The sequence below is a fragment of the Leptothoe sp. LEGE 181152 genome (genome assembly GCF_032906605.1).
GTDB classification, from domain to species: domain Bacteria; phylum Cyanobacteriota; class Cyanobacteriia; order Phormidesmidales; family Phormidesmidaceae; genus Leptothoe; species Leptothoe turfae.
Map to the genome: position 1 here is coordinate 51,641 of NZ_JASATU010000016.1, position 20,163 is coordinate 71,803.

The 20,163-nt window shown below is 46.0% G+C and carries 12 protein-coding genes and 2 pseudogenes; 2 read left to right on the forward strand and 12 right to left on the reverse strand.

The features are described from left to right. The first annotated feature begins 364 nt into the window (after positions 1 to 364). On the forward strand, positions 365 to 4,774 hold the full coding sequence (locus tag QGP82_RS08030) for a two-partner secretion domain-containing protein (protein WP_499058267.1): 4,410 nt from the start codon (positions 365 to 367) through the stop codon (positions 4,772 to 4,774). A 23-nt stretch (positions 4,775 to 4,797) separates the two neighbouring features. After that, entirely contained in the window at positions 4,798 to 7,398 is a 2,601-nt protein-coding gene (locus tag QGP82_RS08035) for a CHAT domain-containing protein (protein ID WP_499058269.1), read from the forward strand. A 327-nt stretch (positions 7,399 to 7,725) separates the two neighbouring features. On the opposite strand, the gene QGP82_RS08040 is transcribed toward QGP82_RS08035, so the two are convergent. The 12 genes and pseudogenes from QGP82_RS08040 to QGP82_RS08095 form a co-directional block, all read right to left on the reverse strand. Continuing rightward, complete coding sequence (locus tag QGP82_RS08040; protein ID WP_163670235.1) at positions 7,726 to 7,905, reverse strand: hypothetical protein; 180 nt, start codon at positions 7,903 to 7,905, stop codon at positions 7,726 to 7,728. Between the two features lie 222 nt (positions 7,906 to 8,127). Next, on the reverse strand, positions 8,128 to 8,595 hold the full coding sequence (locus QGP82_RS08045) for a nitrogen fixation protein (protein WP_250565177.1): 468 nt from the start codon (positions 8,593 to 8,595) through the stop codon (positions 8,128 to 8,130). 343 nt (positions 8,596 to 8,938) lie between these two features. Then, the gene (locus QGP82_RS08050) at positions 8,939 to 9,184 is read right to left on the reverse strand and encodes a hypothetical protein (RefSeq protein WP_250565178.1); all 246 of its coding nucleotides are present in this window, start codon (positions 9,182 to 9,184) and stop codon (positions 8,939 to 8,941) included. Positions 9,185 to 10,216: 1,032 nt separating this feature from the next. Continuing rightward, positions 10,217 to 11,341 (reverse strand): T3SS effector HopA1 family protein, encoded by a 1,125-nt coding sequence (locus tag QGP82_RS08055; RefSeq protein ID WP_163670238.1) that lies wholly within the window; start codon positions 11,339 to 11,341, stop codon positions 10,217 to 10,219. Between the two features lie 21 nt (positions 11,342 to 11,362). Next, positions 11,363 to 12,544, reverse strand: coding sequence for a phosphotransferase (locus QGP82_RS08060; protein ID WP_163670240.1), 1,182 nt, complete (start codon positions 12,542 to 12,544; stop codon positions 11,363 to 11,365). Positions 12,545 to 12,608: 64 nt separating this feature from the next. Next, the gene (locus QGP82_RS08065) at positions 12,609 to 13,406 is read right to left on the reverse strand and encodes a peptidylprolyl isomerase (protein WP_499058274.1); all 798 of its coding nucleotides are present in this window, start codon (positions 13,404 to 13,406) and stop codon (positions 12,609 to 12,611) included. Positions 13,407 to 13,476: 70 nt separating this feature from the next. Further along, positions 13,477 to 14,898 carry an HlyD family type I secretion periplasmic adaptor subunit gene (locus tag QGP82_RS08070; protein WP_163670244.1) on the reverse strand — a complete coding sequence of 474 codons (1,422 nt, stop codon included), beginning with the start codon at positions 14,896 to 14,898 and terminating at the stop codon, positions 13,477 to 13,479. A 116-nt stretch (positions 14,899 to 15,014) separates the two neighbouring features. After that, complete coding sequence (locus tag QGP82_RS08075; protein ID WP_499058277.1) at positions 15,015 to 17,765, reverse strand: ABC transporter transmembrane domain-containing protein; 2,751 nt, start codon at positions 17,763 to 17,765, stop codon at positions 15,015 to 15,017. Between the two features lie 98 nt (positions 17,766 to 17,863). Beyond that, a complete protein-coding gene (locus QGP82_RS08080) occupies positions 17,864 to 18,544 on the reverse strand; it encodes a helix-turn-helix domain-containing protein (RefSeq protein WP_163670253.1) in 681 nt (226 codons plus the stop codon). A 405-nt stretch (positions 18,545 to 18,949) separates the two neighbouring features. Next, positions 18,950 to 19,129 carry a hypothetical protein gene (locus QGP82_RS08085; RefSeq protein ID WP_083876767.1) on the reverse strand — a complete coding sequence of 60 codons (180 nt, stop codon included), beginning with the start codon at positions 19,127 to 19,129 and terminating at the stop codon, positions 18,950 to 18,952. A gap of 202 nt (positions 19,130 to 19,331) precedes the next feature. Continuing rightward, positions 19,332 to 19,478: pseudogene (locus tag QGP82_RS08090) on the reverse strand (group II intron reverse transcriptase); the annotation flags it as partial. Between the two features lie 192 nt (positions 19,479 to 19,670). Then, positions 19,671 to 20,058 (reverse strand): annotated as a pseudogene (locus QGP82_RS08095) (helix-turn-helix domain-containing protein); the annotation flags it as partial. Positions 20,059 to 20,163: the final 105 nt, after the last annotated feature.

Genomic DNA, 20,163 nt, shown 5'->3' on the forward strand with positions numbered 1-20,163 from the left:
CCCTACCAGCAAGGCTGCTCAGCTCCTGCAACAAGCACTTGACCAGTAGCGCTCGCTCTCTAATGTCCTACTTAAACAAATTCAGCCCGGTCACAGCGGCTTGGGTAAACCCAAGTCAGTGGCTAGGCATTCTGTTTGAGGGCCAGGCATTACGATTCACCACGTCAAGGCCTTGAAATAAATATATAGCTCAAACAGTTTCAGGGTTTACCCGGAGAAAGCTTTGATATTAAAATGATGTTCGGCAACATATTTATAATCAAAGCATTTGTGATTTAGACCGAGTATCGAAAAGTAGAAAGGGAAACACTGTATTCGAAGCGATTGGGAATCACCATAACTTCCAGGAGTAGAGGATATAAACATGAGTCAGCCTTTAAACCACTGGTCTTGTTACCTTAACCTCATTAGCTATTTGGCTTATGGGACTAGTGTTTTTTTAGTCGCACCTACATTAGCTCAAAGCAACCTTATCCCTGACAACAGTTTAGGAGCAGAAAATTCTCAAATTATTCCCAATCAAACTATCGATGGTTTATCTGTAGACATCATTGATGGTGGGGCTGTTAGAGGTTCCCACTTGTTTCACAGTTTTATCGAATTCAATGTTGAACAAGGACGAGGGGCTTACTTCAGCAACCGCATTGGGATCGAGAACATTTTTAGTCGAGTAACCGGTGCAAACTCTTCAGCAATAGACGGTACGTTAGGCGTCTTGGGCGATGCAAATTTGTTCTTGCTAAATCCGAATGGGATTATCTTTGGTCCCAATAGTCGCTTAGATGTGGGCGGTTCCTTTTTCGCCAGTACTGCCGACAGCGTCTTATTTAACGAGTATGAATTTGACACTGTTAATCCAACAGTTCCGCCTTTGCTAACGATTAGCCAACCGGTGGGGCTGCAAGTTGGGCAAAATCCAGGGGACATTGTGGTTCGTAGTCAACCGATTTCTTTTACGGCAGGAAACATCACTGAAGTCGCTGATGCAGGGCCTTTACTAGATACAGCCCAAGTTGCTAATGATGCAGGATCATCGGTACCCAACACCATCACGGGCGAACTCGCCGAGAATAATGATGTTGATTTGTACAGGCTCTTACTGCCCGCAGGCTCTTCTTTTTCGGCGAGCACGGTCGGCGGAACCGATGTGGATACAATTGTTTTCTTGTTTGATGAAAACGGACTGGGGATTATTGGCAATGATGATGATGTAGGGCTTCAATCGACGTTGCCTGCTCAAGAAGTAACCGCATCAGGGGAATTTTATTTGGGTCTATCTAGTTTTAACAATCGCCCCGTAAGTGCAGGGGGAGATATTTTTTCACTTAATGACTTTAGACCGACAGGGCCAGGGTCGGTCTTACCCTTAGCAGGCTATACAGACAATGGCCAAGAGAGTGGAGCTTACACAATTTTTCTTGATGTTCTGAGTTCGGATCCTAATGATGTGGGCGGCTTACAGGTGCCTGCAGGTGAAACCCTGACGTTGCTGGGGGGAGATGTTCGCCTGGAAAGCGGACAAATTCTGGCACCAGGGGCAGATGTGCAGTTGGGCGGATTGAATGCAGCAGGGGTGATTACGTTAGACGCGAATCAGAGGATTGCTTTTCCTGAAAATGTTGTCCGTGGGGATGTTTTGTTCGAGGCCGGAGCCACAGTGAATGTACAAGGGGATGGTGATGGGAGCGTTGCCATCTTAGCTGACACCCTTAGTCTGACTCAGGCGAGCGAGATTGTGGCCGGAATTAGGGCAGACGCGACGAGCGGCAATGGGGCAGGGGATATTGTTATCAATGCCTCTAATCTAGTGGAACTTTTGGATGGAACACGAATCGAGGCCAGTACCTTTGGTCTGGGCAATGCTGGGCAAATCGTGGTGAACACCGGTACTTTTCGTGCTCAGGGAGCATCTAGTGAAGTTTTACGTCGCAGTGGCGGCATTTTCAACAATGTCGAAGAGGATGCTGTAGGAAACTCTGGAGGGATCGTGGTGGAAGCTTCTGAAAGGGTCGAACTCCTGGATGGAGCAGGCATCTTTAGCGAAGTTGGAAGAAACGCTGTGGGGAACTCTGGGGGAATTGTATTAGAAGCATCTGACAGTGTTGAACTCCTTAATAAAGCAGGACTCGAGGCCAATACCGCTGGTCAGGGAAATGCTGGGCCCATCGTCGTAAACACCACTATCTTTCGTGCGCAGGACAGTGATGTTGTCAGCGAAGTCGAACCGTTCGCTGTGGGAAACTCTGGGGGAATTGTTTTGGAGGCTTCAGAAAGTGTTGAACTTCTGGATGGGACATTAATCCTTAGCAATACCGCTGGTCAGGGAAATGCCGGACCCATCGAAGTGAACACCACTACCTTTCGCGCACAGGGAACAGGCAGTTTCGGTGTCCCGAGTACTGTTTTTAGTGAAGTCAGATCTCTCGCGGTGGGGAATTCTGGAGGAATTGTGTTAGAAGCATCTGAGAGCGTCGAACTCCTGGATGGGGCACAACTTGCTGCCAGTAACTCTGGTCAGGGCAATACTGGTCCAATCGCCATAAACACCACTACCTTTCGCGCTCAAGGAGAAAGCAGCCGAGGACGGAGCGGTGTTATCAGCGAAATTGAAGGATTTGCTGAGGGGAACTCTGGGGGCATAGTCCTGGAGGCTTCTAACAGCGTTGAACTCTTGGATGGGGGACGACTCAGTACCACTATTAGAGATCGGGGTGCAGGCACTGTTGGCTCAATAGTGGTGGATACCAATACCTTTCGCGCTCAGGGAGAAGCTAGCAACGGTGATAACAGTGGTGTTTTCAGCTTTAACTTCACGTTCGATGAGGATGAGCGCTCTTCTGGAAAAATTGAATTAGTAGCATCTGACAGCATCGAACTCCTGGATGGGGCACAACTCATTACCAATACCTTGAATCAGGGCAATGCTGGGCAAATCGTGGTAAATACCACCACATTTCGTGCTCAGGGAGCATCTAGCAATGGTGATAACAGTGGCGTTTTCAGCCAAGTCGAGTCCAGCAGCATATCAGAGAGGTCTGAAGGAGATTCTGAGGGGATTATATTGGAGGCGTCTGAGAGCATCGAACTACTGGATAGGGCAGGGCTCGCTGCCAGTACCTCGGCGTTGGGAAATGCAGGAGAGATCACCATCGCCACCCCCAACTTAAGCCTTGCGGATGCTGCCTTTATTTCAACCGAGACTACTGGTGCAGGTAACGCTAGTTCCATCAGGGTTGAAGCATCAGAAGCCGTAACCCTAGGACAAAACACCCGTCTGACTGCTGAAACTTCTGGTGCTGGTGCCCCCGGTGACATTGAAATCACGGCCCCAATCCTTACCATTGGTCAGAATGCAGAACTCAGTACCACCATTACCGTAGACTCTACCAACCAGGCAGGCAACAGCGATATCAAGCTCAATACCTCGGTGTTAGATATCTCCGGTGAACTGGGGGTCTTTGCCGAAACCAACAGCGCTGCACCCGCAGGAGACTTATCCATCCAACCCACTAGCCATGATACCGATTTAAATATCCAATTCAGAGACAATGGTTTTATTGCTGCTCGCACGACAGCCACTGGCATCGGCGGTGGTATTGAGATTACGGCCCCTGAAACTATTAACATTCAGGGGCAAGGACGAGTCTCGGTTGAGACCCTGGGACAAGGTGATGCAGGGCAGGTGACACTGACGGCTCCGGAAGTCACCCTCAAGGAGGGAATAACCATCGCAGCAACTACCACAGCATCAGGCCAAGCAGGAGACATACTCTTGGACGTTGCCGACAGTCTGACTATTGATAATAGTACTGTTGAATCCAGTACAGGCCCTGTTTCGTCCGGATTGGGGGGGAATATTTTCATCGGTAATGAGATTGTCGAGCAAGGTGGAGAGCCTGTAATTCTCCAAAGCACTCCTGAGGTCGCTTTAAATAACGGTGGGCGGATTACGGTCAACTCCGAAGGGCAAGCTCAGGGGGGGAATATCACGACAATCGCTGACCAACTAACGCTAAACAACGGTAGTGCCATCACCGCCACCACGCGCAGCAGTAATGGGGGTAACCTGACCTTCACCCTGGAAGATGTCTTAGTGTTGCGCAACGGTAGCACTCTCTCTGCTACTGCCGGAACCGCCCAAGCTGGCGGTGATGGTGGCAATATCAGCATTACTGGTCCCAATAGTTTTCTCGTTGCTGTTCCTGATGAAAACAGCGACATCACTGCCAATGCCTTTGAAGGTAATGGCGGCAATATCAACATCACCGCCCGAAATATCCTTGGTCTAGAATTTCGCCCCAAGCTAACACCCCTCAGTGACATCACCGCCAGCTCCGAGTTTGGCCTATCGGGCACTGTCACTCTCAATACCCCCAACCTTGATCCCGCTCAAGGACTGATTGAGTTACCGACCGACCTCGTAGATAGGAGCAACCAAATTGATCAACGCTGCCTGACTGATACTGGCCAAGGGCAGAGTGCATTTGTAGTAACCGGTCGCGGCGGATTACCCCCCACCCCCAATGATGTAGTACGTAGTGAATCACCTGGATTGATAGACCTAGAAATTTATGGAAACCCCAATACCCTCACCCAGAGTACAGACACTAATGCAAAACCCACTGCCCTAACCCCAACAGCAAATCGCCCAGCACATGTCGAAGCTCAGTCTTTTGTCATGAATGACTCTGGCATCGTTGAGCTGTTAGCCCAGGCTCCCCAGGCAACAGCCCAGTTAATCTCTTACAGTGGTGCATGCCCATCCAGACCATGAGAAGATATCTAAGGACATTTTCATTGGGTTACTTCTGCCTATCTTTAGTCACAGTGCTAGGCATAGGCATCCTCTGGTACCCGCCACCAGCACCAGCCAGCCAGCCAGCCTTAGTTCAGACGCCAGATACTGAAATTAACTCTCTCAACAGCCTAACCGCACAACAGACAGACAGGTCATCATCCAGCCTAATTCAACAGGGACGAGACCTATACAAAGCAGGTAATTACAAAACAGCTATCCAGGTTTGGCAACAAGCCGTTGACCAACTGGTCGCCCAGGGAAACTGGCTGAGTCAGGCCAGTGTACATAGCCATCTGGCTCTGGCCTATCAAAATATAGGCCAGAGCCCCCAGACAGATGAGGCCATTAGCACTAGTCTACAACTGCTCGACAGTAACCCATCACCCGACCAACCTGACTACTGGAGTAGTCGAGGCCAGGTGCAAAGCACCCAGGGGACCATATATTTATTGCGATCGCAACCCACAGATGCCCTCAGCTCTTTTCAGCAGGCCGAGCGGGATTACCGCCAGGCCAGTAACAACAATGGCATTCTCCGCAGTCAGGTTAACCAGGCCCAGGCCTTGCAAGCACTAGGCTTTTACCGTCGAGCACTCAACACCCTCACAGACCTGAATCCTCCCCTTGCAGACCGTTCGCCCTCATTGAGCCAAATAACAGGGTTGCGCAACCTGGGAGATCTGCTCCGGATTACGGGCGACCTTGAACAATCTCAAACAGTGTTGGAACAAAGTCTCACATTGGCCCAACAGCTAGGCGATCCCATCGAAACAGCCAAAATCCGCTTTAGCTTAGGCAATACGATCCAGGCGCAGGGAAATACGGACCAGGCCCTAAACTATTTTGAGCAAGTCTCTGTTCAGCCAGTTTCATCCTCCTTACGGCTAAAGGCCAACATTACCCGACTCAGTTTACTGTTTGAAACCGGCAAAACCGATGTGGCGACTTCACTCCTTGCCGATATCCGCACCCAGTTAACTAATCAGCCTGTTGGTCGCACTAGCGTTTACACCCGGCTCGTCCTGGCCCGTAACTTGCTGGATCATGCCGAACCACTACCCACCAACGAGACCGCTCAACTCCTGCAACAAGCACTTGACCAGGCCCAAGACCTCAGGGATCGTCGTGCTGAGTCTTACGCAATGGGCTACTTAGGAGAACTCTACAACCGAACAGCCAATCTGTCTGAGGCACAGGTCCAGTTAGCATCCGCCCTGGCAATTGCACAAAACCTCAATGCTGCTGACATTGCCTATCGCTGGCAGTGGCAGCTGGGCCAACTGTCGCGTCAACAGGGTAACCTGACAGATGCCACCACAGCCTATAGCGATGCGGTCAAAAGCCTACAATCCCTACGCAACGAGCTAGTAGCCATTAACCCCGATATTCAATATGACTTTCGAGAAAAGGTCGAACCTGTTTATCGAGAACTGGTAGATTTATTGTTGACTCCGTCTTCTACAGAATCCAACATTAGCCAAAACAAGCTATTACAGGCTAGAGATGTGATTGAATCCCTGCAGCTAGCAGAACTAGAAAATTTCTTTCGAGAACCCTGCTTGGCAGTTCGACAACAAATCGATCAGGTAGTTGATGATGGCCAGTCTGCCACCGCTGTTTTATATCCCATTATCTTGCCAGATCGGCTAGAAGTCATTCTGAAACTCCCCAATCAACCCCTGCAACATTATGCAACGCCTCTGGCCCAAACCGATCTAGAAGTCATTATTAATGATTTACGTCAACAAGTTGTGCGTTCCTTCGGTCTTAGAAGCACCCAATCCCTGGCAAAACAAATTTATGACAGTCTGTTGAAACCGGCAGAGTCCGCCCTGGAAGAAGCCCAGGTTGATACCCTCATTTTTATTTTGGATGGGGCATTACGCAACATTCCGATGGCAACGCTCTACGACGGACAACAATATTTAGTCCAAAAGTATAGCCTGGCCCTGGCACCGGGTCTCAAGTTGGTAGACCCAAAGCCGTTGGCGGAACAAGACCTAGCTGCCATTACAGCTGGTTTAAGTGAATCTCGTCATGGCTTTATTCCCCTACCTTTTGTAAATGTTGAAGTCGAGCAAATTCAATCAACCTTAGATAGTCGTGTCTTGTTAAATGAAACCTTTACAGAAAGTGCGTTAACAGATGCAATCAACCAAACTCCTTTTCCAGTGGTGCATCTTGCCACACATGGTCAGTTTAGTTCTAATCCAGAGGAAACATTTATCCTGGCCTGGGATAACCCAATTCAAATTAATGCATTAAATCGCCTGTTGCGAAACAGTGAACAAAGTCGCCAGGATGCCATTGAACTATTGGTGTTAAGTGCCTGTGAAACAGCAACTGGCGATAAACAAGCCGCACTAGGGTTAGCTGGCGTTGCTGTACGTGCAGGTGCTCGCAGTACCCTGGCCTCACTCTGGAATATAGATGATGAAACCAGTGCAGTCTTAATGCAGCAGTTTTATCAAGTACTGATAGATAATCCTACTACTAAAGCCATCGCACTACGGCAGGCTCAGCTAGCTCTACTAAAAAATCCTCGATACCAGCATCCTCGATATTGGGCACCCTACGTGCTGGTGGGTAACTGGCTGTAAATATAGTTTGGTGAAGGCAATGATAATGCTCTCGACTTATTAGTCGACCCTAAGCTAGCCTAATTATTTCGGTTATTTAGACAACCCATACACTGAAGCACCCAATATCTCATCCATTTCCAGAGTAATGAAAGTTTATATCAGATCACTCATTTGGGAATGCCGGATAGCTACCCTGTTGAATCCTGAAATCGATGCTCTGGAGGATCGATCTGGCTGTCAGAACATTCACGCACCAAAGCCATCCATGAGTACAATCGCTTAATCCGAGAAAAGATGACAGAGAACTATGCCAACGCTATTTTCTCTGTCATTTACTAAGACGGACTAACGAGGAAACAAGACCGAACCAAACCCATCCCAGATCCCGCCAAAAGTAGTGTAGGGATTATGCCTTGCACCACCACCTTTATTGGTTGTAGTTTCCTGCTCAGAAAGCATCTGTTGTCGCCGTTCAGCTGCAAGTGTAACAGCTTGCTCAACTAGGTCTTTGATTTCAATAGTCATGATTGGTCTCCAAATAGGTTGTTATTGCTGTAAATGCATTTTTCGAAACTCTTAGCCAACCTCCAATAATCTAGCTTCAACCTCTCAATTTAATCAAGCATTTCTAGAAGGGTTTTAGGGATGAAAGATAGTAGTTTTGTCCGATAACCCAATGCAGAATCAATGAACCTCTAATATGTCAAACAAACTATCTGTTGAAGTCTTCAGCAAAATGCAAGGCTTTTAGTGACTTAAATGCCCTCTAGGGTCACCCGAGACCTGCACTTCCAATTCAGTGGGGTGATAGTTATCTGTAAGGATTTGCGGACAACGCATGCAGGCTGATTTGCCTTCCTGTTTCCACCAGCGGCAATCACGACGAATCGCGCAAGGTGGCAAAGTCTCAGTCACGTGTGGTAGTTGATCAGCTACCCGCATGACCAAGCGACAATCTTGCCCATCAAAGTGAACACATTTATTAGCCTGACATGGAGACGCAATCCTAAACACTTCAGTGGGTGTAACGGCTTGAGTTTGGCTCAGTAGTTCTTCATCTAAGGGAATCGTCTTCTTGAGATAGTTCACCTGCGGTTGCTCAGCAGTTCCTGTCACAATACCGAAGACACGGCTGTCTTCAATTTCCGGTCGTCCGCTAGGGCAAAGGGTTAGATTGCGATCTACTTGTTCCCGAATCATATGGTTATTTTTCATGGTGTTTTGGTTGGAGTGTTAGTAGAGGACAAGCCCTGAGCTATCAGGTGTGGAAGATATTTTCCTGGAAGCAAAACTCTGATTGACGAGAAGAAGTTAACCAAATAACATTTGGGGTTATGAAAGCTTCAATTTTAAGTTTTTGCTGCGATGATTTTCAAAGAGTAGAAGGTGGGCATCGCCCACCTTCTTTCAAGTTAAAAATAGAGCTGTTGCGAAATAAGGTAACAAAGTGGCTTAAACCCTTGTACCTCAATGGATTTAAGTTTTGTAACAAACGAACGTTCAAAAGCCTCTGCTACCAGTGCTTTTAGTTCGATTAGGTTCTTATTTCGCAACAAGTCTAATCCGTATTGGTGACGATGTTTGATGCTATAACTGATGCAATACAGGCGGGAGTCGTGAATACTGATAAAGCCACTACTCGGCTATCAGAATAAACTTTTCCTCCATAAATTGCATCTTCAGCATCACCAAGCTCAGTTAAAAATGATTCTGGGCTTTGCATCATCTCCAAACCTGCTGGAGATAAACTAACAATCTTAATACTGGACATTTTGATTTCTCCAAAAACTAAATTTGCTAACATACACCGGAAATCAAACAACAGGCAAACTTCTATAAAAAATATGTCAGTTTTCCATATAGATTTGATTCGAGACAGGTAATATCCTGGCCTATATTTATTATGCAAACTCTTCCTTCAAACAACAAGATAAATGCCATATCTAAAAAGACATAAATAAAATACAAAAGACTTGAATTCAAAAAAATAAATTCCAACTTTTATCAGTTTGATTTATTTAAAGCCCAGCATGGCAAGGTTATCCAACGTAAAACATTCACTAACGCTCTAATTTCCACGTACGACGCTATGAAGCTATCCACAAGTGGTACAGCAGCTGCCTATGGCAGCTTAAAAAGAGACTGGTTTTAGAACTATTTCATCGAAGTGCCCGATTCAGATTTTGCAATCTAAAATCTGAATATAAGAAAGGTTACTAACTGTCTGACAGTTAGTAACCTTTCTAGATTTGATTGTTTTAGGTTCAAAACTCTTAGCTTCTATATTCCCATCTCACCGAGAAGTCTCGACCCGAGATTTCTCGGCTTAATCTGGTGCTAATTTTTCCTGCCAAGCATTGAAGCTCTTGACAGATATTAATTCTAGCGTTTGATTGAGAAGAAGATATTGCTAAAGCGTTTGGCCAATTCAACAAGTTGAGACATATGAACTTACTTGGAACGCACTCAATCAAAGCTCCCTGCTAAGATTATTCTCCCGTCCGGTCAAATTCACGTTCTCAAAGCGAAAGCGACTCGCTTACCCAAGACATTCACTGTTCAATAGGTCGTTAAATAGGACATAAGTAAAATAGTTAAGACTGTTAGATTGAGCTTCAAATATTTTTTTGGAAACTCTCTCCTTCAGACTGGACTATTTTAGGATGTTTCTAAATATCCAATAACCAGCTTCAAAAAAGGTTGAAGAGCTCGATAAAATCAAAACTTTGATCGCTCAGCTGCTGAAACTTTTCTTCTGTAATGGATGGACCTCTTACAAAAAGACAAAAGTTCTGTAATGATGTCTTCCTCATTGCATCTTCTAGGGAAGTGATTTTCATAGGTCCAAAGGAGCATAGATATCCTCAGCATTAGCGTTGAGGTAAGGGCGTGTTAGGTCGAGGCCAATTTGCTGAAAATGTCGTTGAATAGTAGCTAGTCGCTGCTCAGGATAGTCTGGCTTGTCGCTAAATGTCTCTGCTTCTAACAAAGCATTCGCGACGATTTGGCAGCGGTTTTGACCGAAACTTTCAGACTGACCAAACTTGCGATCGGGCTCCTCGGCTAACCCTAGCCCCGGTGCCAGACGTTTGGTAAAAAGGGGTTCCTGCTGGCCAAAGTGAGACTGATGTTTGGCATAAACTGACTGCAACAATCCACGGACCTGCAGGTAGTGGGAACGCTCTACATACAGAACCCCTGCATCATGACGCTGATAATTGGCCGGGTTATAGAGCACTTTGAATGTGAAGGGCAACGCTTGGGCATTCATCTGTTGGGTAAGGGTCTTCATAACAGTTACGGCCCCTTGGCTCGTCACATTGAAATAGAGACGAACGATTGGTTCTTGTCCTTGCTCAACTCGCTCAGAACTCTTGCCAGCATTTCCCACGGCTACGTAAAAACCGTTCTGCATTAAATTACTGGGCAAGCGAATTGCGACAACTTCACCCACTGCCGCAGTCACCTCTGGGACCAAATGACGCTGGCAATTGATGTATAGGGTCAAGCCTCCCTTTTTGACAGTAAGGTTCTCCTCGGAGACTTGTTCGACGACCTGCCAACCCGGATCAAAATAGCCGGTTCCAGTATTATGCTGATGCAGTTGAGTCAAAAAGTCGAGATCAAGGCCAAAGTAAGTATTGTTCTCTAGATCTTGGAATTGAGTTTGTTTTTCGGAATCACTATCCAGAGCCAGTTCCGTTTGTAAAGAACCGTTGTAGTAGATGCCATACAAAAAACTCCTAAGCTGGAGCATGAGATACTTTTGTTTTAAATCAGCCGGAACATGTTCAAATCGATTGACGATCTCGGGCGGAACTTGAAAGGGCTGATACTGAGGGTGTTTAATGCAAAGGTCTGACTGAATCATGACGGATGCCGCCATATCTTCTAAGGCATCAGCTAGGTTAGAAGGTAAAGTCGCCAGGGAGGCTGACGCAACTGAAGTGGAAAGAACCATAGTTAGAAATCCAAAGTAAATTTACATCACAGTAGAAAGGGTGGGCACCTGCAGGCTATCGGTACCAAACAGTGTCGGAATCGCTAATTCTGGCTGACAGAGCAAACTTTTTGCTACTTGCAGAGTACAGATCTGGTTATTGCCAAATTTTTTTTGATACCGTAAGACAGATTGAATCTGAAAAATCAGCACAATCCCAGCCAACTTCAAAGTCAGGGATAAAAAGTCAGGTCGCTGTGCCAGAATTTCAGGAAACTCATCAAAATAGGCCTTGACTAAAGCTTGGAGCGAAGGCTGTAACAGTTCCAGCGGAGTCATGGCCAATTTCAAGCTTTCTTCAATCGCCATGTCTTGACTAACAATTAAGCTCCCTAACCAGAGTTGTAAATAACTAGCAATTACCGATCCCAGGTCAAAAGCAGGGTCACCCCAACCTGCCTGTTCCCAGTCGATCAAACGAATCAAGTCAGGGAGTTCGGCGGAATCGGCAGAAGCAGTGGAAGATGACCGTAGGCGCTCTGGATGCAGTAAAATGTTGTTGATTTTGAGATCATTGTGAGTTAAGCAACAGGGTGTAACTTGCACATTAGCTGCTGCGATCGCCCGCCTCAAACTCGCAAAACGCTGGTAGAGGACAAAGAACCGTATCCCGTCCCCTGGTAGACCGCTAAAGATCTCAGGAGTTGGGCGCTCTAGGTTCTGCAAGTACGGTTTTCGGGTACTATTTGTAGCTGCTTCCTTAGTTAAAAAGGACTGATACTCCGCCTGGCGAAAAGTGGCTTTGTGTAGAGCTGCTATGGTTTGACCAATCGCGGTAGAAATTTGCTCCGGATAGTGATTTTCTTTCGCATAGAAATCTCCTAGGTCACGGTAATCATCCAGATACTCAAAAATAGCAATCGCATGTTCAGCATCAAAGTGTACTAGGCTTGATGCTGAAGGCTGTACCGCAGCAAACTCTGGAAATGTTTGCCAGAATTTGCGAATATGCCACTCATTGAAAAATTCGCCTGCGGCTTTACCATCTGGCGCATAACGCTCTTGCTTCACTAGAAACTTTTTGCCAGTGTTGAGGCTGACTAACAGGTTGAAGTTCTTCGCTGGCTTTAGTTCAACTTGTCCTGTCGGTGACTCCGGTTCAGTCCAGAGGTCAGTGCCTTGAAGATAGTCGAAAACATTTTGGGCGTTTAAACGAAAAATCATAGGTCATACGAAGATAAATGGTCAACAAAGAAAGCTGTCTATATTCGATATTTCTTTTTAGAAATTAACCAGACATAACAGCTAAAGTCATGTCACTGTCAGGATTCGCTTGTGCATAGTTATCTACATCAAAGTCAATTTCAATACTTTGGGCTTCTTCTTTTAGCCATTCCTTAAACAAATTATTTAAGATTTGCACTTTTAGAGACTCAGTTAGTTGTGCAAGAATGATTTCCTCGACCAAGATTAAGTGGCTACCCTGAGCCGTTAGAATTGGTTGCAAAAGTGTAGGTGGCTTAGAGGCAAACACAGCAGCCGAGATCTCAGGCTTCAGGTCTTTGCGACTGACGGCACCTCGATATCCACCAATACGCCGACTTTCTTTATCCTGAGTATACTGATGAGCAACATCTGAGAAGCTTACTTCTTTTTCTTCAATCGCATAAAAAGATTCTAAAGCTAAGTCCTCATCCTCAAAAATAATTTCATAAAAAATAGCCTGTTCATAAACTATTCGATGTTCATAGAAATAGGGTTCTACCTGATCTGAGAAAAGATGGTCAGCCACTTTATGAGACAGTATATTGCCATGGATAAACTCCTCAAACTCATCTAAAGAGAGTTGATATTTTTCAAGCCACAAAAAAGTGGCTTCTGCACTGTGTAGTTGATTCATGTTACGAAACAGGTCAGCAGCTTGCTGCAGCTCCTGAGGGGTGACATCCAGGCTCAAATTTTTCGCTTTTGCTTGGATAACCTGACGAGTTGAGATCGCTTCAACTAAAGTCGGTAGATGGGCTAACGTCTTAGCCTGATGGAGAAACTCACCGGGAGTCATTTTTATTTTTTTAACTGTATTCATAATTTAATCTCCCATGTCCTTATTTAAGAAGAAATAACACGTCAATTGAAATATCTGCTGAGTAGCCTATCTAGAGCTGTAAACCGTCTTTACTCAGCTTCTTAAAGGGGTCTAAGATAATGTCAACAATGCGACGTTGCTGAACAATCACTTCTGCAGTAGCTGTGTCACCTGGCCGCAAAGGAAGACATTCCTGAGGCGTCGGCAAACAAGGTTGGTCGAGTTCAATTTCTAGCTGATACGTATCGACATCACCTTGAATCGTTTCTTCAACTCGTGAAGTTGGAGAAATACTTGCCACTGTTCCTGTCGCAATACCGTAATCCTGAAAAGGGTAGGCATCAAATTTGAGTTTTACTGGCAGCCCTTCACGCAGCGATCCACTTTCGGTTGTAGCGATCTGGGCATTCACAATAAAAGTCGCTCCCTCTGGGGCAATTTCAGCGACCTTACTACCGGGTTGAACCACTGCCCCTGCTTGCTGAAAAGGCAACTCAAAAATAATTCCGGCCACAGGGGAGGTAATTACACGTTGCTCTAATTGCAGTTTAAGTGATTGAATCGCATGGGTACTTTGAGCAATTTCGGAAGTGAGTTGGGTGATTTGAGTTTCCAGATTTTTCAATTCTTCCTGTATCTGAAGCATCGAGAGTTCACCTGTGTGCAGCAAACTGTCATAACTCTGCAGCCGTTCTTGTTGTTGAAGCTTTGCCTGGATAACATCAGCCTGGGCCTGCTCATAGAGACGTTGCCGCTCCATCAACACATCCTCATGTTCGACAACTTCGACTTTAGGAATAATCTCTTGCTCGTAAAGGGTCCTATAACGGTTTAATTCTCGCTTGGCACTCGCAAGGTTCATTACCCTCAGATCAAGCTCAGTTCTAGCATGTTCGATTTGCTGGGTAGCCTGATCAATTTGAGTTTTCCGTTCCAGAGCTTGGGCTTGATTTTGTTGCTGCTGGATCGTGAGGGTAGTCGTTAGCTGATTTCTCAAGAGATTAAGTTGAGCCAGACGATCTGCTTGACCATCTCGCTGCTCTTGCGTTTGCCGTAGCTCAACTTCAATCAATTCAGAGTCTAAGACTAAGAGCTGCTGACCGACTTCAACACGATCGCCTTCTTCGACCTGGATAGTCGCAATTGAGCCTGCCACCTCAGTATCTAATCGCAGGGTCTGTCCTTTAGGTTCCAGACGTCCCCGAGCAGTGCCGGTTTCGTCAACGCGGGAAAACATTGCCCAGGGTAATACCACAGCCACAAATAGTAAGAGTAAATATAACAGACCTCGTGTCCAGACTTGAGGCATGCTGTCCAGCAGTTCTTCGGTAGCGTGGGACCAATCTGCTTTGAGAACTGGCGAGGATTTTTGGGCGATGGGTTGAAGTGGGCTATCTTTCTGCAGCTCTGGTTGTTTTTGCTGTTTTTTGGATCCCTGTAATGGAGTTAGCAAAGCAGCATGGGCAACGTGACCATTGAGAGAATTGGGCATCGAATTCACCAAAATTAAGTGATAGATAATAGATAGAGATAAATAAAATTAAAGGGGCAAAGATTTTGAGATATTTTTTGCGTCGCAGCAGACAACACTTCATGTCAAGCAATGGCTCAATTCAAGGTGGCTAATTGTTGTTGATTGAGGTAGTAGTAATGACCTCGACGAGCCATCAGGGCTTCATGATTCCCTGACTCTACTAAAATCCCGCGATCTAATACCAGAATCAGATCGGCATTACGAATAGTCGATAATCGATGAGCAATTACCAGTGTTGTTCTGTCTTTGATAATTTGATTTAAGTTTTGTTGAATAATACGCTCTGATTCTGCATCCAGGTGAGAAGTTGCCTCATCCAAAATTAACAATTTTGGGTTGCCCAGGAGTGCCCGAGCGATGGCCAGTCGCTGTCGCTGTCCGCCTGATAACATGCCACCACCTTCACCAATTTGAGTCTCATAGCCCATGGGTAATCTGCGAATAAACTCATCGGCTCCAGCCAAAGTAGCTGCTTCCACAATTGATTCAAGGGACATACTGGGATGGCCCAGGCTAATATTTTCGCGAATTGTGCTGCCAAAAAGAAAAGTATCTTGATCGACGACCCCAACTTGTTGACGAAACGACTGCATGGCTAGAGTCGATAGGTCATAGCCATCCACCAAAATTTTGCCATCCGTAGGAGGATATAGTCCTAGCAGTAATTTAGAAATCGTAGTTTTACCTGAGCCACTGCGGCCCACCAGAGCTACCATTTGTCCTGGTTGCACCTCAAAACTCAGATTTTCGAGTACGTTAATGTCACTGTCAGGATGGTAGCGAAAAGTCACCTGATCAAAGCGAATTTTACCGTTAATCAAGGGCAAGCCCTGTCGCACTTCAGTGAGCCAATTTTCCTCTGGCTCAGCATCGAGAATATCATTAATGCGCTCTACAGCAATAGCAACCTCCTGGAATTGATTCCAAAGGACTGTTAAACGTTGAAAAGGACTAATAACATTGCCGAGAAGCATGTTAAAGGCTACCAACTGGCCAATAGTCAACTCATTTTGAATCACTAGCCAGGCCCCAAACCAAAGTAGGCCAGTAGTTGCCAGCGTTTCGATAGTATGACTAACAATTTGTAAACGATTGCTAATAATTTGGCTGGAAAATCCTTTTTTAATTTCCTGATTTAGTAACTCTTCCCAATGCCAACGAACTGTTTGCTCGACAGCCATTGCTTTAACGGTTCTAACGCCAGAGAGAGTCTCAATCAAATAGCTATTTTCACTGGCATAGGCATTAAACACCTCTCGTGAAATTCGTCTCAGAAAAGGTGTGGCCAGCAGTGCTAATAAAAAGAATGGTGGAATAATCACCAGGGCTAGCAAAGCCATTTTCCAGCTATACCAAAACATAAGCCCGATGTAGACAAATACTGTCAACAGATCAAGCAAGATAGATAAAGACTCACCCGTCAAAAAACGTTCAATTTTACGATTTTCCTGGACTCTAGCAATAATATCGCCAACATAGCGCGATTCAAAAAAGCCCAATGGCAGCCGTAGAGTATGACGAATAAATCCGACGATTAAGGCCAGATCAATTCGATTTGCTGTATGGTCAAGTAGGTACTGTCTGAGCCCTGTCATAGCAACCCGAAACAGACCAAAAATGATTAATCCTAGTCCCACTGCCACCAGGGTTAATTCTGAGCGTTGCACCACTACCCGATCAAGGATAAGTTGGGTAAACAGCGGTGTAATGAGTCCCAACAACTGGATGCAGAGAGAGGTAATCAGAATCTCTAACATTACCACCCCGTGAGGCTTCAACAACTCAAAGAACTGCCAGAATGGAGTGGTGCTTTCTAGAGTTTCCCGAAAGAGCGCTGTTGGCGTTAATAGCAGAGCGTAACCAGTCCAACCAGCCTTGAAATCTTTCACGGTAAGGGTGCGCTGGCCGATTGCTGGATCAGCCACAATCACATGCTTAGGTGTGATTTCGTACACCACGATGTAGTGCTTACCTTCCCAATGAACAATAGCCGGTAGCGGCTGCTTGGCGAGCTGATCCAAACTTGCCTTTATGGGACGGCTATTGAAGCCAACACTTTCAGCTGCAGTAGACAGGCCACGCAGTGAAGCCCCATTACGATCAACATTGGCAATATCGCGCAGACGATTGATGCTGAATCGTTTGCCCCAGTAACGAGCCACCATAGACAGACAAGCAGCCCCACAGTCGGAAGCACTTTGCTGCCCATAGAAAGGATAGCGCCGAATTATACGCTGAAAAAGGTGCCCAACCCGTTGGTTAGGTGTAGGAAAGAATGCTTTGCGTACCCGACTGGCGTTAGGAATTGACTTTATAGGGGCAAGGCTACTGACAGACTTTCTAGCAACCTTGCTGGCAGCTTCGCTGCTAGTTTCACGATTGCCCCTTAAGGAAATATCAGATTCTAGTCGGGCATTATGTATTCTTGCCCGATTTAACAAGTGTTGATGGACCTCAGGAAAGTGGAAGATCAGATCATCTATCCAGGACTGAGGCAGAAAGCCAACTTCCACCCCTAGGGAAGCCCGCGCAGAATAAGTTAGAAACTCACCATCCGCCGGAAACAGAGTACAGTCACCAAAGGCACCACCAGGACCAATGGTCTCTACCAATTGTCCTGCTTCATTGAGGAGACGAATTTTCCCAGAAAAAACAATGTAAAGTCCAGGCTTATCCTGCTGACTATGCCAGAAAGCGCCAACCTTTGGCTGAGTTTTCTGAGTCTGTTTCAGACACGCTTGTAGTTGAGCTTCTGAAATAGCTATCCTAAAGAGATGACTGAGTGTCTGACAGGAGAGAGAAAACGCTACGAGATTCTGCGCCATCGATATTTGACCTCTTGTTCAACGGATCTAAATGGGGTTGTTTGCGCGTGCGATTGATAGAAGCAGCCAAATTCATCTAGAAACTAAACTTGTAAAATCTAGCTCTGAGCCACATAGCTTAGTTGATAGAGCCCAGATTCGAGATTAGAAGCTGGTTGCAAATCGTGAATCGCAATTTTTTTTGCACGAGCTTTTAGTTCTGATGCCTGAGCAGCTGATATATCCTTAGACGTTGTACAGTCAGTCTTAGACAAAGACTGAGGCCGTGTGGATAATCCCATTTGCTTGAGTAATCGATTGATATGGCGATCGCTAACTCGAATGTTGTATTCTTTCTCCAGGTGTTTGCTTAGCCAACCTGCAGTCCAGCGACGAAAGACATACCCGTGATCGCGAGGGCTATGTTCGACCAGTTCTTTCAGGCGATTGAGATATTCATCATGAACAATCTTGGGTCGCCCTAGAGTGTTATCACAGCAGGTATGGGCCTGACCTGATTGTGCAATCAAAATCCAGTGTCGTGCTGTCGCATGACAGCAACCAAGTAGCTGACAAATCTCTGTTTGAGATTTACCCTGATCAGCGAGCAACATAATTTGAATACGCTTGCACCACAGCGTTGACAAATCGCCTTTTTTCAGACGTTTTTCTAAAAGTTTGCGCTGAAAGGTAGAAAGATATTGCGAAGTAGGCTCCGTCGAAATTGTTTTACTTTGACCGAATGTTGAGTCAGATTTAAGCGTAGAAGTAATCTCTATTTGAGTTTGATTAAATTTCATGGGAACTCCTCCAGCAGAGAAAAAATCAATGTCCTTACGGAAGTCATTAGTAAGCGTCTATTGACCTATCAGGGGAGTTTCTAGAGATTATGCAGAGTGATACAACTTTTTTAGATGAGTATGAAACTAAGCTCGACTTAATACATTAAGAGGTATAGCAAACCCAGTCGGACCAAGGACTAAGTCGTTACATAAAAGCGATATAACTGCTGGATTATGCCGAGCCATTGCCCTACCAGCAAGACCGCCCAGCTTCAGTAACAAGCACTTGACCAAGTCCAAAACCTTAGCGATCACTCGACACTCTAATGCCCTACTTAAACCAAATTCAGCCACTTATAGCAACTTGGGTAAAGCTAAGTCAGTGGCTATACGTTCTATTTGAGAGCAAGACATTACAATCCACTACGTCAAGGCTTCGAAATAAATACTGTAGTGCCCCCCAAAATTATGGGGGCATTTCAGCCGTCGATGACACCGCTTTTCCACCCAGCAACCATCGCCAGACTCCCCATGGAGCTGCCTTGACTTTGCCACACTCATCTGAGCACAGGCCACACATTTTTGATTAATCCGTCGCGCCATCCACCTTCAAAAATCGAGTAACCGCCAAAACGCTCTGATTTCAAGGGACATGATAGCTCAAATTCAGCATACTATTTTTAGGTTGGGTCGGAGGAAGTGTTACCACTTCGCCCCTCCCACTTAGATCCGGACGTGCGACTTTCACCGCATCCGGCTCCCGACTACCTGAGATAATTCCAGCCGTTTGAGGAGAGAATTAGCGTTTGCCCATATGGATATAATCGTGACAAGATTCATGGACGGCTAAACAGTTGTTTATCGCCCAATTATTCCGGTCACCATCAATGTGATGTAGATGTACTTTTTCACCATCGATGAATGCCAGATGACATTCTCCACATGTATGGGACACGACTTGGAAGGTTATGAGCAGAGAAAAATAACCTGTAAGGCCTCGCGATAGTCCTTCAGAAAGCCTTTTAACATAGACTCAATCCCAACCAACGGACAATGCATCGGTGCTTTTCCTGCGACGGTCCACCTATTATCTTAAATAGTCGAACGACCTAACCTTCCAAATCGTATGGCTTGGGTAGTCGCGATAACGCTTCAGAACACCAGCGACGGCCTCTTCACTGATATTCAGCTTTCTAGCTACGTCTGCAACCGTCGAGTTGATTAGCATCCGAACTAGCCACTGTTCATAAGGCTTGGCGTTGGGACTCCGTAACTCATGCCAACTCAGTCGTTCGGTGGTAGTGGGCTTCCTCTCGCAGAGTGGGCAGCGGTAGCGCTTAGGGCAAAATTCAATAAAAACAGGCGTTTCAAACAAGGGGAGGTAACGTAGCTGGATGGCAGGTTCAAAGCCATGAGAGTGCCTGATCTGTCGGCCACATTGATGACATTAGCCAAGCACCCTGGTCAGTCTTGGAAAGATCTAGGACACGAACGTCCGGTAGGTCAAGAGGGATACGAATAGAGTTATCCATAGCTAGCCTCCATGGAATCGACCACCTCAATCATCCCACAGGTGTCATGCTCTCATCCGTAACGCTAGATATAGTAGTCGACCACGGCAGTTCCGGAAGAGCTTT